Origin of the sequence: Rhodococcus sp. NPDC077669 (assembly GCF_040686915.1) — a bacterium.
GTDB classification, from domain to species: Bacteria; Actinomycetota; Actinomycetes; order Mycobacteriales; family Mycobacteriaceae; genus Rhodococcoides; species Rhodococcoides fascians.
Window position 1 is genome coordinate 62,040 of sequence record NZ_JBFBMD010000011.1, and the last position, 12,842, is coordinate 74,881.

Consider the following 12,842-nt stretch of genomic DNA (forward strand, 5'->3'; position numbering starts at 1 on the left):
GGTACCGTGGCGTTCGTGAGCTCTGTCGAACCTCCTCAGCACGTGATCTCTACGTTCGGGCTGCGCGATGTCGAACCTGCGCCACTGGGTGCGGACTGGGACGGAGGGTGGCGTCTGGGTGACGTCGTGCTCTCGCCCGTCGCCGATCACGCTCGCGCAGCCTGGTCTGCGAAGGTGCGAGAAACACTGACTGTGGACGGTGTGCGCCTCGCTCGACCGGTGCGCTCGACCGATGGTCGATACGTCGTGTCCGGTTGGCGTGCAGATACGTTCGTCGCAGGCGAACCCGAGCCTCGCCACGACGAAGTGGTCTCGTTGTCCATGCGGTTGCACGCAGCGACCGCGCAGTTGGAACGTCCCCGCTTCTTGGTGCAGCCACCCGTCGCCCCGTGGGCCGACGTCGACGTGTTCGTCGCGGCCGACCGGGCCGCCTGGGAGGCCGTTCCGCTACGGACCGCTCGCGGTGCGGGTGCGCCGGAGCCGTCGTCGAGTGACGGCAAGAGCAGCCTCGAATTGGTCAAACAGCTTGCGACACTGCGTAAGCCCGTCGAATCGCCGGACCAATTGGTACACGGCGACCTGTTCGGGACGGTGTTGTTCTCCGGCAGCGATGCTCCGGGGATCAGCGATATCACCCCGTACTGGCGTCCGGCGTCGTGGGCTGCCGGCGTCGCCGTGGTGGACGCGCTCTCGTGGGGAGACGCCGACGACGGTCTGGTGGGCCGGTGGGACGATCTACCGGAATGGCCGCAGATGCTGTTGCGCGCGTTGATGTTTCGTCTGGCTGTGCACGCACTTCATCCGCGGTCGACGTCGGAGGCATTTCCCGGCCTCGCGCGCACGGCAGATCTGGTGCGTCTCATTCTGTAGGTTCGGGCGCGTGGCCCGGAGCGGCGGAGAGTTCGCGGAACAGCGACCGGGCGGAGGCGATTGCCCGGGCCGAATCACCGTCCACGATCGCGTCGACGAGGGCTGTGTGCTCGGCGACGTAGTCGTCGTCGTGAGCGGTGGCGTGTTCTCTGATCGTCTCGTGGATCACCGGTAGCAACGAGTCGTAGAACTCCAGGTAGATCGCGTTGTGGCTGGCGGCGACGATGCTCCGATGCAGGCGCGCGTCGATTCGTACGGCGTCGGCCAACGGCACGTCGCCGCTCGACCAGGCGACATTGCGGTTCTCGAGGGCGTCGTTCATCTCTCGGATGTCGTGCTCGTCGCGTCGATCCGCAGCCAATGCTGCTGCGGTCACCTCGAGAGTTTCCCGGAGCTCGGTGACGTCGCGATAACGGGCGTCCGAGAAGTACTTGCCCAGGGTGCCGCCGAGGTCCGAGCAGGTCATGACGAACGTTCCCGACCCCTGCCGTCGCTCGACCATGCCGGCGTGGACGAGTGCCTGAACGGCCTCACGAACCGTGTTTCGCCCGGTGCCGGTCATCTCGCACAGCTCCGGTTCGGTGGGAATTCTGCTGCCGACCGGCCATCGTTTCGACGTGATCTCGTCGCGCAGGGCTGCAGTGACCTGGGTGATCAGGCTCGATCGGTGGACCTGGCGCACGGAGGCTCCTCGTTCTGGGGGCGGTGCAGTGCTCGGGGTGCTGCGCCGACGATGATACTGCGTTGCACCCGATGATCCGGTCATCCTATGATTACGCGGTGAGTGCGCCTACCGTTTCCGAGACCACCCAGACCGGTACATCACTCGTTCGCGGCCGACTGCTGGTGTTCGCTGCCATCGTTCTTTCTGCGCTGACGCTGCGCGCCGCCGTGACGTCCATCAGCCCTCTGTTCGGCAGGATCGCAACGGATCTGCAGTTCGGGGATGCCGTCATCGGCGTCGTCGGGATGCTGCCACCGGCGATGTTCGCCGTGTTCGGGTTGGCGACACCGCTTCTCGCCAAGCGCACCGGTCTCGAGCGCGCCGCCCTGCTCGCCATGGCGTTGACCACGATCGGGATGGCCACCCGGGCATTCGCGCAGAACACGGCGTCGTTGCTGGCGCTGTCCGCGATCGCCCTCGCCGGCATGGGTATCGGAAACGTCGTCATCCCACCTCTGGTCAAGCGGTACTTCTCGGATCGACTCGCAGTGGTCAGCACCATCTACATCTGTGCACTCCAGATCAGCACCATGATTCCGCCGCTGCTCGCGGTTCCGGTCGCCGATGCCCACGGGTGGCGGCTCTCCATCGGGGTCTGGGCGATCGTCGGTGTTGCCGCAGCATTGCCGTGGCTCGGTGTCGTGATCGCCCGACGTGGTCGCGACGAGAAGGACGTCTCTGCCGAGGCCGGTTCGGCGGCCGTGCACACCCGATCCGGCGGCCGCATCCATCGATCCTCGCTCGCGTGGGGAATGGTGATGATGTTCGCGATGACGTCGCTGATCACGTATTCGATGTTGACGTGGCTGCCGACGCTGTTGATCGACTCGGGTATCGGCGAGGGGTTGGCCGGAGCCTCGGTCGCCGCGTTCGGAGCGATGGGCCTGGTCACGTCGCTGGCCACGCCGACCCTCTGCGCAAAACTGCGAAATCCGTTCGGCCTCGTCCTGGTCGCCGCGGTGTGCTACCTCTGTGGGTTCTCCGGCTTGCACTTCTCGCCTGCCGCCGGAACGGTGATCTGGGTGTGCCTGATCGGCCTCGGCACGATGACCTTTCCGATGTCGCTGACGCTGATCAATCTCAGGACCCGCACCGCGGTGGGCTCATCCTCGCTCTCGGGCTTCACCCAGGGGCTGGGCTACGTGGTGTCGGCCACCGGACCGATACTGTTCGGCTTCCTGCACACCGTGTCCGGCGGTTGGGGATTGCCGCTGACGCTGCTCACCGGATGCGTTGTGATTCTGCTGGTCGGCGGCTATCTGTGCTGTCGACCTCGGATGCTCGAAGACTCCTGGTGACCCGGCTCGTCGACGCGTTCGATCTCACGTACGCGCCGACGAGCGGGTGAGAACGAGTTAATCAGCGGGTCACCGCACGCAGCGCCGCTGCAACATGGCTTTCCTATCTTGGTGTCACTCACCGAACCAGGAGGCCATACGTGACCAGCCTTTCTCGCAGCGCTTCAGCCGAAACCGGCTCTGCTGCCACCGCACCCGTTCCGCCCGGGACCGTTCCCGTCTCGGTGAATCACCGGATCGCGCATTGGAATTCCGAGGACGTGCAGGCGTGGGAAGGCGGCGGTAAGCAGATCGCCAAACGAAACCTGATCTGGTCGGTCGTCGCCGAACACGTCGGCTTCTCGATCTGGTCGATCTGGTCGGTGATGGTGCTGTTCATGCCGTTGTCGGTTTACGGCATCGATGCCGCGGGCAAATTCTTCCTGGTGGCAGTCCCCACTCTCGTCGGTGCTGTCCTGCGTATTCCGTACACGTTCGCCACGGCGAAATTCGGCGGGCGCAACTGGACCATCTTCAGCGCTCTGGTGTTGTTGATTCCCACGCTGTTGACGATGTACTTCATGTTGAACCCGGCCTCGTACACCACGTACATCATCGTGGCGGCGTTCGCCGGAGTCGGCGGCGGTAACTTCGCCTCGTCGATGACGAACATCAACGCCTTCTATCCGCAGCGCGAAAAGGGATGGGCCCTCGGACTGAACGCCGGCGGAGGCAACATCGGCGTACCGGTCATCCAGCTCATCGGTCTGCTGGTCATCGCTACCATCGGCAACACCGCACCCGAGATCGTCTGCGCCGTGTACCTGGTGTTCATCGCGATCGCCGCCGTCGGTGCCGCGCTGTACATGGACAACCTCGACAACCAGAAGACCAACGGCCGCTCCATGATCGACGTGTTGAAGTTCTCCGACGCATGGTGGATCGCCTTCCTCTACATCGGTACGTTCGGATCGTTCATCGGCTTCAGCTTCGCATTCGGGCAGGTACTCCAGATCAACTTCCTGGCCGGATTGACCGACGGGGCACCCGCCACGGCGGCTCAGCAGGCCCAGGCCTCGCTGCACGCTGCACAGATCGCGTTCCTCGGGCCACTGCTGGGGTCGCTGTCGCGTCCGTTCGGCGGCAAGCTCGCCGACAAGATCGGCGGCGGAAAGATCACCCTGTACACGTTCGTGGCCATGACGTTCTCCACCGGAATTCTGGTAGCGGCCAGCACCTGGGACGACTCGACGCCCGGGGCGGCCAGCGGCACTGTGATGGTCCTCTTCGTCATCGGATTCATCGCACTCTTCTTGCTCTCGGGCCTCGGCAACGGGTCGGTGTACAAGATGATTCCCGCGATCTTCGCTGCGAAATCTGTTGCACTGCAGGGCATGACGGTCGAGGAACAGCAGCACTGGTCCCGCAAGATGTCCGGCGCACTGATCGGGATCGCCGGTGCCATCGGCGCACTCGGCGGTGTCGCCATCAACTTGGTGCTGCGGGCGTCGTACTCCGGTAGTGCGAAGTCGGCAACCACAGCGTTCTGGGTGTTTCTCGGCTTCTACGTGGTCTGCGCGATCGTCACGTGGGCGATCTACCTGCGCAGGACAAATTCCGCCGACGCCGACGCACCGGTAGCCGTCTGACGCTCGGTGTAGGCGCACTCAAAACACTCTGCACGGCAACGAAATCGGAAGGACCCGCAATGAAGAACGCGGTAGTGGTAGGGCACGGAATGGTAGGGCACAGGTTCGTCGAGGCGCTGCGGGCGCGCGACGAGGGTGCCGAGTGGAAGATCACGATCCTGTGCGAGGAAGCTCTGCCTGCGTACGACCGGGTGGGTCTGTCGTCCTACGTCGGTGCCTGGGACCACAAGGAACTTGCGTTGGCGGGCAACGACTATCCGGGCGACTCCCTCGTCGAGATGCGTACCGGGGTGCGGGCCGAACGCGTCGACCGTGACCACCGAACCGTCGTCACCTCGGCCGGCGACACCGTGGAATACGACGCGCTGGTCCTCGCCACCGGCTCCTACCCGTTCGTCCCGCCGATCGCCGGACACGACCTGCCCGCGTGCTTCGTCTACCGCACCCTCGACGACCTGGACAGGATCCGTGCACGCGCCGACGCCGCTGGACCGGGAGCCGTGGGCGTGGTCGTCGGTGGCGGCCTGCTCGGCCTCGAAGCGGCGAACGCGTTGAAGAAGATGGGCATGACGCCGCACGTCATCGAGTTCGCGCCGCGATTGATGCCGCTTCAGGTGGACGAAGGCGGCGGTGCGCTACTGGCCCGCCTCGTCACCGATCTGGGGTTGAACGTGCATGTGGGAGTGGGCACGTCGTCGATCACCGAGAACGACAGCGCCGGATTGACGGTCGAGCTGAGCAACGGCGATACGATCGACGCGGCGCTGCTGGTGTTCTCCGCGGGGGTACGACCGCAGGACCGGCTGGCTCGCGAAAGCGGCCTCGACGTCGGCGAGCGCGGCGGTATTCTGGTCGACATCGGCTGCACCACATCCGATCCCGACGTCTACGCCATCGGCGAATGTGCTGCGGTCGAAGGCCGATGCTACGGACTCGTCGCGCCCGGATATTCGACGGCCGAGGTGGTGGCCGACCGATTGCTCGGCGGCGCAGCGGAATTCCCCGGAGCGGACATGTCGACCAAGCTCAAGCTCATGGGCGTCGATGTGGCGAGCTTCGGTGACGCGATGGCCGCAACTCCGGGTGCGCTCGAGGTGGTCTTCAGCGACGCACCCAAGGGCACCTACGCCAAGCTCGTCGTCACCGACGACGCCAAGACGTTGCTCGGCGGCATCCTCGTCGGCGACGCATCGGCGTACTCGTTGCTCCGGCCGCTCGTCGGACGCGAATTGCCGGGCGATCCGGGTTCGCTGATCTCTCCGGCGGCCGAGCAGGTCGGCATCGGAGCGCTTCCCGACGACGCCGAGATCTGCTCGTGCAACGGTGTGACGAAGGGTGCGATCTGCTCGGCTATCTCCGACGGTGCGTGCGATCTGGCCGCGGTGAAGAGCTGCACCACGGCAGGCACCACCTGTGGAGGATGCTTGCCGTCGATCAAATCGCTGCTGGCGGCATCGGGAGTGGTGCTGTCGAAGTCGTTGTGCGAGCACTTCTCTCAGTCGAGGGCCGAGTTGTTCGAGATCGTGCGGGCGACGAACACCCGAACTTTCTCGTCGTTGATCGCCAAGTACGGATCGGGTGCCGGCTGCGACATCTGCAAGCCCGTCGTGGCCTCGATTCTCGCGTCCACCTCGTCGGATCACATTCTCGACGGTGAACTGGCGTCGTTGCAGGACACCAACGACCACTTCCTGGCCAACATCCAGAAGAACGGCACCTATTCGGTGGTGCCTCGGATGCCGGGAGGGGAGTGCACGCCCGAGCAGTTGATCGTCATCGGTGAGGTCGCCCGCGACTTCGGGCTGTACACCAAGGTGACCGGCGGGCAACGCATCGACATGTTCGGTGCCCGCGTCGAACAGCTTCCCGAAATCTGGAAGCGGCTCGTCGACGCAGGCATGGAATCGGGTCAGGCGTACGGAAAGTCGCTGCGTACGGTCAAGAGCTGCGTCGGGTCCAGCTGGTGCCGCTACGGTGTTCAGGACTCGGTGGGAATGGCCGTCGACCTCGAGAACCGGTACCGCGGACTGCGTTCGCCGCACAAGATCAAGTTCGGAGTGTCGGGTTGCGCACGTGAGTGCGCCGAAGCCCGCGGCAAGGACGTCGGCATCATTGCCACCGAAGGCGGCTGGAATCTCTACGTCGGCGGCAACGGTGGCCAGTCGCCCAAGCACGCCCAGTTGCTCGCGTCCAACCTCGACGACGCCACACTCGTCAGCTACATCGACCGCTATCTGATGTTCTACGTCCGCACCGCGGACCGCCTGCAACGCACCGCACCGTGGCTGGAATCGCTCGATGGGGGATTGGACCACCTCAAAGCCGTCGTCTGCGAGGACAGCCTGGGCATCGGCGCAGAACTCGAGGCAGACATGGCACGCCATGTCGCCGGCTACAAGGACGAATGGGCAGGGGTGCTCGAGGACGAGGAGAAGCTCGGCCGGTTCGTGTCCTTCGTCAACGCTCCGGCCGAGGCCGATCCGACCATCGCGTTCGACGAGTCCGGCGCACGCAAGGTGCCCGTGCTGATGGGGATGCCGCGCATCGGAGCGTGACGTGCTCGAGTGACGGATTCCTGACAACCGACAGGTCACGAACCTGAGCGCATGTGCACAGGTGGGTAATCGCCGCTTAACGGCCAAGAAACACGGGCAGCGTCAAATAGCTGACCAGGAGGTACGCCATGACTGTCATCGATTCACATACTTCGGTACCGAACGATTTTTCGCGAGACTGGACCCCGGCCTGCACCCTCGACGCTCTCATCCCGGGTCGCGGGGTAGCGGTGCTGCTGCGCGGCGGCACCCAGGCGGCACTGTTCTTGCTCGACGACGGACGACTGTTCGCGGTCGGCAACATCGATCCCTACGGCCGCGCTGCAGTGATGTCGCGTGGTCTGGTCGGCGACCGCGGCGGCGAGCCCACCGTCGCGTCTCCGCTGCTCAAGCAGGTCTTCTCTCTCGTCGACGGACGTTGCCTCGACGATGCGGAGGTCTCGCTCGGCTCGTTCGAGGTCGCCACGGTCGAGGGTGTCGTGCTCGTGCGCGGCGGATCTACGTGACCGAAAATGCCGGGGCGGACATGCCTCTGGCCGGGTTCACCGTCGGGGTGACGGCGTCGCGTCGCGCCGAGGAGTTCGCGACTTTGCTCGAGCGGCGTGGGGCCAGCGTGATGCACGCGCCTGCGATCAGGATCATCCCGCTCGCCGACGACGCAGAGTTGGAACGCGTCACCGCGGCGATCATCGCTGCACCACCCGAGATCACCGTCGCCACCACGGGAATCGGTTTTCGTGGCTGGATCGAGGCCGCCGACGGTTGGGGGCGAGCCGAAGAACTCGGTCGTGCTCTGGGTGCGTCGCGACTGTTGGCGCGCGGTCCGAAGGCTACCGGTGCCATTCGCGCGGCGGATCTACGTGAAGAATGGTCGCCTGCCTCCGAGTCGTCCGCCGAAGTGCTCGAACATCTGCTCGCCGAGGGCGTCGAGGGCAAACGCATAGCGGTACAACTTCACGGCGCGACCACCGAGTGGGAGCCGGTTCCGGATTTCTGCGAGGTACTGCGTTGCGCCGGAGCCGAAGTGGTGCCGGTGCCCGTCTACCGTTGGACGGCACCCGACGATCAGAGTCCGATGGATCGCATGATCGAATCGGTCGTCGTCGGTGATCTCGACGCCATCAGCTTCACCTCGGCACCGGCGGTCGCGTCGATGCTGATGCGTGCCGACGAGAACGGCGTACTCGAGCCTCTGCTGCAGTCGATGCGTACGCGAGTGCTTCCGGTGTGCGTGGGGCCGGTCACCGCAGCCCCGCTCGAACAGCTGTCGGTTGCCACCACTGCGCCTGCGCGTGCGCGGCTCGGCGCGCTCGCCCGTCACATCGCCGAGGAGCTGCCCAGGAGAACCGGTCGCCTGCACGCAGGCGGGCATGTGGTCAGTGTTCGGGGACGGTGTGTGGTGGTCGACGGGGAGGTGCGGCCCGTGTCCCCGGCCGGGATGGCGCTGATGAAGACGCTGAGTCGTAATCCGGGGCGCGTGGTCTCCCGTGAAGACCTGTTGGCCTCGTTGCCCGGAGGGGGTGGCGATACCCACGCGGTGGAGACCGCCATGACCCGACTCCGTTCCTCACTGGGGGCACCCAAGGCGATCCAGACCGTGGTCAAACGCGGCTACCGTATCGCGTTGGACTATATCGAGACCGAATCCGACTGTGATGCACACGAATCCGCGGGGGCTGTTGCCGTGAGCGAGGGGAGTAAGTACTGATGGAACCCACCTTGGTGTTGGTCGCACACGGCACTCGAAACCCGCGCGGTGTGGAGATGGTCGCCGCGCTTGCCGACGCCGTCTCGAAGCAGATCGGTACTACGCGTGTCGCCTTCGTCGACGTGCTGGGACCGTCCCCGTCCGAGGTGCTGCGCGACACTCCGGAATCGGCGGTCGTCGTTCCGGCATTTCTGGCATCGGGTTATCACGTCCACACCGACGTGCCGCGCGAGATCACGGACAGTGCGCACTCGTCGGTCGCCGTCACCCGTGCCCTCGGGCCGGACCCGGTGCTCGCGCGAGTGATGGTCGATCGGCTCCGGGACGCCGGCTGGCGAGCCGGCCAGAGCATCGTGCTCGCGGCCGCAGGATCGTCCGATCCTCGTGCGTTGCAGGAACATCGGATCGCGGCGGCCATGCTCGCGGACGCCGCTCGGGCACCGGTGAAGATCGGATACGTGGCCACCAGTACGCCGACCGTCGCGCAGGCGGTGTCCGGACTGCGGGAAGCCGCGCACGATCGAGTGTTCGTGGCGAGCTATCTGCTGGCTCGTGGGCTCTTCCACAATCGGCTGGCCGACGTGGGAGCCGACGGCGTCGGTGCGCCGCTCGGGGTGCATCCGGCCATCGTCGATCTCGTCGTCGAGCGGTACCACGAGGGTGTTCGGCTGCTGGCCGGTTCGGAATTCAGTACGGTAACGGAAGAATTGTCACCGGCTCGTCGTCGCTGACGTCGGCGGGTATCACGGCGAGAGCATCACGGCCGACGAGGTGCGCCAGATGAGCTGTCCGGACCTTGACGTCGGCTCGCCAGCGGGTACCGTCGGCCACCACGGGAACGATTCGAGGGATCGGGGCTCGAACCTCGGATGCATTGGACAACAACCCCGTTCGCGGTGAACGCGGAATGCGAGCGGTGAGCGCGTCGACGATCGCCGGTGCGGTCAGCAGCGCCGTGCTCACTGCCGCGAGCGGATTTCCGGGGAGGCCGAGGACAACCGTACCGTCGGGCAGGGTCGCGGTGATCTGGGATCCGCCGGGTCGCACGCGCACTCGCCCGACGACGGTTTCGGCACCGAGGGCGGCGAGCGTGGAGCGTAGCTGATCGGCGGCACCTCCTCCGGTGGCTCCGACCACGACCACGAGGTCGATGTTCTCGGTACTTCCCAAGAGGTCGGCGAACGCGGTCGCCGTGTCGTCGAGCAGCAGTGCGTCCACGACGGCGATTCCACAGTGCGCCAGATACTCCGGCAGCGCCGATCCGAGTACATCCCTGGTCTCCCCGGGTGCCAGTGGACCCGATACCCGAATCTCGTTTCCGCTGATCACAATTCGTGCGCGAACCGGCCCCCGCACGTCGAGTTCGGTCACCTCCGCGCTCGCGGCGAGTGACCGAACAGCAGTGTCGATCGCGGTACCCGAGGCAACCAACTCCGTTCCGGGAAGCCAGTCCTCGCCGCGGCGACGCGTGTCGTCTCCCGACGTCGCCGTCGGTGCGCGTTCTACGACGCCGGCCGGTGTCGTGACCGCGTGTTCGTCGCGAACGACCGCAGTGGCACCGGGAGGAAGCGCTGCGCCGGTCGCGATGCGTACCGCGCTGCCGTCGGCGAGTCGCGCGATGCCGGACGTCCCGGCGTAGGCGATATCGGGCCGCAGCGTCCACGGAGGGGGTCCGCTCACGGCAAATCCGTCCATCGCGGAGATATCGACCGCAGGCAGTGCCGTTGCCGCCACCAACGGTTGCGCGAGCACGGTCCCCGCCGTGTCCTGCAACGGAATTCGATGAACAGGGAGGGCGGCTACTCGCTGTCGAATTCGTTCGTGCGCGGCGTCGATGTCGAGTACGTCCTCCGATCTCGACGCGGCTGCGGCGCGCGCGGCTACCAGATCGGCAGGGGTATCGCAGTCCTCGATATCGGCAACCGTGACGACGCGGTGCTCGTTCGGTACGAGTGCGCGCATCGGGGCGCCCTCGACGGTATCGAGCGCCGCCACCGCCGAGCGCAGCGCGCTGTAGCGCCAGACTCCGAGCAGGAACTGGATGCGACCGGTGGCGTCGGCCGCGAACACTGCATCGGTCTCGACTCGGTCGAAGTGATCGATCAGAGACTGCACCGCAGAAGCATTCAGCAGCGGTATGTCCGACGCGACGACTGCCACCAGATCGGCTGTGCCGTCCAGTGTTTCGAGCCCGGCGGCCAGAGCTGCCACCGGGCCGCCGCCGGCGGGGGACTCTCGGGTCTGCACGACCGAACCCGGTACTGCGTCGCGTGTGGGGCCCACCAGTACCGTTCGGCGACAGTCCGAGACGGCCGACACTGCAATGTCGACCAGTCGTCGTCCGCCGACGGTGAGCGCGGGCTTGTCGACTTCTGCAGATGGCGAGCCGGCAAGGCCTGCCATTCGCGATCCGCGACCACCCGCGAGCACGATGGCGTCGCAGATCGGCTCGGTCGACGAGCCGCTCACCGGTGCGATCCCATCACGTCGGCAGCGGCACGTTCTGCAGTCGAACCTGGCCGCGCGCGATGGTCTTACCGCTGTCGGTCGCGGTGATCGTGACCAGCCAGAGTTGCTGAACGCGGCCCTGCTGCAACGGTTCCGCGAGAACATCCACCCGTCCGCCTTTGCTGGCGCGCAGGAAATCGGTTCCGTTGTGCACTCCGACCGCGAACTCGCCGCGATCCTTGACCGCCTCACTCGCACCGATGCTCGCGGCGCTTTCCACAGCGCTGGTATAGACCCCACCGTGCACGACGCCCCAGGGCGTGAAATGTTCCTCGGTCAACTCGATGTGCCCCGCTACCCGCGTGCCCGAGACCTCGTCGATCACCAGGCCGGCCGCGGCGACGAAAGTGCTCGCCTTGGACAGGGCGAACTTCGCCGTAGGGCGTGGATCGAACTGCCCGAGCCGATCTCCGATGTTCATCCTTCGAGATTAGTGGTCGACGTCGGAGGCTGGGGGAGCGCCCCGAAGTCGAAGCGAACGGACTTCAGCGACACTCGCCCGTCGCGGATCTCGACACCTTCACCGCGCAGCGTCTCGAGTTGTCTCGTCGCCAGATGCGCCGCAGGCTTTCCGCTAGCACCCAGGACACGATGCCACGGCAGATCGGCGGAGTCGGTCCGCATGATCCACCCGACGATGCGGGGGCTGGACAGGTCGGCCGCCGCTGCGATGTCCCCGTAGGTGGCAACGGAACCGACGGGAATTGACGCGACCAACGCGCGCACCCGTTCCACCTGCGCCTCGGTGATCGGAGCCATCTACAGCAGGGATCGCACCAGCTCGGCCACGTCGGCCGGCTTGGCCTGGCCGACCATGTGATCGCAGTCGAGTTCGACGGTGCGCAGGTTCTCGCCGAGCTTGTCTCTTAGCGCGGACACGAATTCTTCGGTCACATAAGGAGGTTCGACGCGCATGGCCCGCACCACGATGGTCGGGACGCTCTCGGCGGGCACCACGATCGGACGAGCGAGCTCGCCCCACGTCGCAACGATGGCCGGAATCGACATTCGCCACGCGACCTTCCCGCCGTCGGCAGGGACCAGGTGATCGGCGACCTCGCGGTCGAGCAACTCGGTGGGCACGTCCGCCCAAGCCCCGTGGATCTTCTCCGAACGCGCCTCGTCGGCGTCGGTGTAATCGGGGGACTTCGCAGTGGCCTCGGCGACCTCGAGCAGCTCCTCCGGCGGCAAGGCAATCGCAGGATCGAGCAGCACCAGCGCGCGCACCACCTCCGGGAACCGCTGTGCGAGATGCACGGCCAACGCGCCGCCGTACGAATGTCCGAGCACCACGACCGGACCGCGCGCATGGGCGTCGAGCACGGCCTTCAGTGCGGTGACCTGAGCGTCGATGTCCCACGGTGGAACGGACGGAGAACGGCCGTGGCCGATCAGATCGGGAGCCAGAACGCGGGCCTCGGGCAGGTGATTCTCGGCGAGGTCCCACCAACGGGCACCGTGGCCGGTCACACCGTGAACGGCGAGGATTTCGGGACCGTCTGCGGGTCCGAACGTATGCAGATTCAACTCGGGCACGTGAACCACTATGCC

12 protein-coding genes are annotated in these 12,842 nt (G+C 66.0%); 7 read left to right on the plus strand and 5 right to left on the minus strand.

What is annotated here, in order from left to right; translation table 11 throughout:
• Window positions 1-15 precede the first annotated feature (15 nt).
• Window positions 16-870 (plus strand): TIGR02569 family protein, encoded by an 855-nt coding sequence (locus tag AB0P23_RS14915; protein WP_027496537.1) that lies wholly within the window; start codon window positions 16-18, stop codon window positions 868-870.
• Here the strand turns inward: AB0P23_RS14915 and AB0P23_RS14920 are convergent.
• Complete coding sequence (locus AB0P23_RS14920; RefSeq protein ID WP_032372686.1) at window positions 860-1,552, minus strand: FCD domain-containing protein; 693 nt, start codon at window positions 1,550-1,552, stop codon at window positions 860-862. The genes AB0P23_RS14915 and AB0P23_RS14920 overlap by 11 nt on opposite strands.
• Before the next feature lie 98 nt (window positions 1,553-1,650).
• Here AB0P23_RS14920 and AB0P23_RS14925 point away from each other — a divergent pair, with 98 nt between their 5' ends.
• From AB0P23_RS14925 to AB0P23_RS14950, 6 genes are all read left to right on the plus strand, one after another.
• On the plus strand, window positions 1,651-2,892 hold the full coding sequence (locus tag AB0P23_RS14925; RefSeq protein ID WP_283541553.1) for an MFS transporter: 1,242 nt from the start codon (window positions 1,651-1,653) through the stop codon (window positions 2,890-2,892).
• Between the two features lie 224 nt (window positions 2,893-3,116).
• Window positions 3,117-4,520, plus strand: a complete 1,404-nt coding sequence (locus AB0P23_RS14930; RefSeq protein WP_032372878.1) for a nitrate/nitrite transporter — start codon at window positions 3,117-3,119, stop codon at window positions 4,518-4,520.
• A gap of 59 nt (window positions 4,521-4,579) precedes the next feature.
• On the plus strand, window positions 4,580-7,075 hold the full coding sequence (nirB, locus tag AB0P23_RS14935) for a nitrite reductase large subunit NirB (protein WP_032366317.1): 2,496 nt from the start codon (window positions 4,580-4,582) through the stop codon (window positions 7,073-7,075).
• Window positions 7,076-7,203: 128 nt separating this feature from the next.
• Window positions 7,204-7,581 carry a nitrite reductase small subunit NirD gene (gene nirD / locus AB0P23_RS14940; protein ID WP_283541552.1) on the plus strand — a complete coding sequence of 126 codons (378 nt, stop codon included), beginning with the start codon at window positions 7,204-7,206 and terminating at the stop codon, window positions 7,579-7,581.
• A gap of 20 nt (window positions 7,582-7,601) precedes the next feature.
• Window positions 7,602-8,783, plus strand: coding sequence for a uroporphyrinogen-III synthase (locus AB0P23_RS14945; protein ID WP_363798048.1), 1,182 nt, complete (start codon window positions 7,602-7,604; stop codon window positions 8,781-8,783).
• Window positions 8,780-9,514 carry a sirohydrochlorin chelatase gene (locus tag AB0P23_RS14950; protein WP_080733166.1) on the plus strand — a complete coding sequence of 245 codons (735 nt, stop codon included), beginning with the start codon at window positions 8,780-8,782 and terminating at the stop codon, window positions 9,512-9,514. The genes AB0P23_RS14945 and AB0P23_RS14950 overlap by 4 nt, the downstream gene beginning before the upstream one ends.
• Here the strand turns inward: AB0P23_RS14950 and AB0P23_RS14955 are convergent.
• Genes AB0P23_RS14955 through AB0P23_RS14970 form a run of 4 tightly spaced genes read right to left on the minus strand, consistent with a single transcriptional unit; the run spans window position 9,471 to window position 12,827 of the window.
• Window positions 9,471-11,252, minus strand: coding sequence for an NTP transferase domain-containing protein (locus tag AB0P23_RS14955; RefSeq protein ID WP_268987790.1), 1,782 nt, complete (start codon window positions 11,250-11,252; stop codon window positions 9,471-9,473). The two genes, AB0P23_RS14950 and AB0P23_RS14955, sit on opposite strands and share 44 nt — an antisense overlap.
• A gap of 13 nt (window positions 11,253-11,265) precedes the next feature.
• Window positions 11,266-11,712, minus strand: coding sequence for a PaaI family thioesterase (locus AB0P23_RS14960; protein ID WP_228139195.1), 447 nt, complete (start codon window positions 11,710-11,712; stop codon window positions 11,266-11,268).
• Window positions 11,709-12,050, minus strand: a complete 342-nt coding sequence (locus AB0P23_RS14965; protein ID WP_027496546.1) for an MGMT family protein — start codon at window positions 12,048-12,050, stop codon at window positions 11,709-11,711. Before AB0P23_RS14965 ends, AB0P23_RS14960 begins: the two co-directional genes overlap by 4 nt.
• Entirely contained in the window at window positions 12,051-12,827 is a 777-nt protein-coding gene (locus tag AB0P23_RS14970; protein WP_032372875.1) for an alpha/beta fold hydrolase, read from the minus strand.
• Window positions 12,828-12,842 lie beyond the last annotated feature (15 nt).

Bases quoted from the DNA above. Each gene is read 5' to 3' on its own strand.
- nirB (WP_032366317.1), top strand. From the start codon at position 4,580: ATGAAGAACGCGGTAGTGGTAGGGCACGGAATGGTAGGGCACAGGTTC.
- nirD (WP_283541552.1), top strand. From the start codon at position 7,204: ATGACTGTCATCGATTCACATACTTCGGTACCGAACGATTTTTCGCGA.
- AB0P23_RS14945 (WP_363798048.1), top strand. From the start codon at position 7,602: ATGCCTCTGGCCGGGTTCACCGTCGGGGTGACGGCGTCGCGTCGCGCC.
- AB0P23_RS14960 (WP_228139195.1), bottom strand. From the start codon at position 11,712: ATGAACATCGGAGATCGGCTCGGGCAGTTCGATCCACGCCCTACGGCG.
- AB0P23_RS14965 (WP_027496546.1), bottom strand. From the start codon at position 12,050: ATGGCTCCGATCACCGAGGCGCAGGTGGAACGGGTGCGCGCGTTGGTC.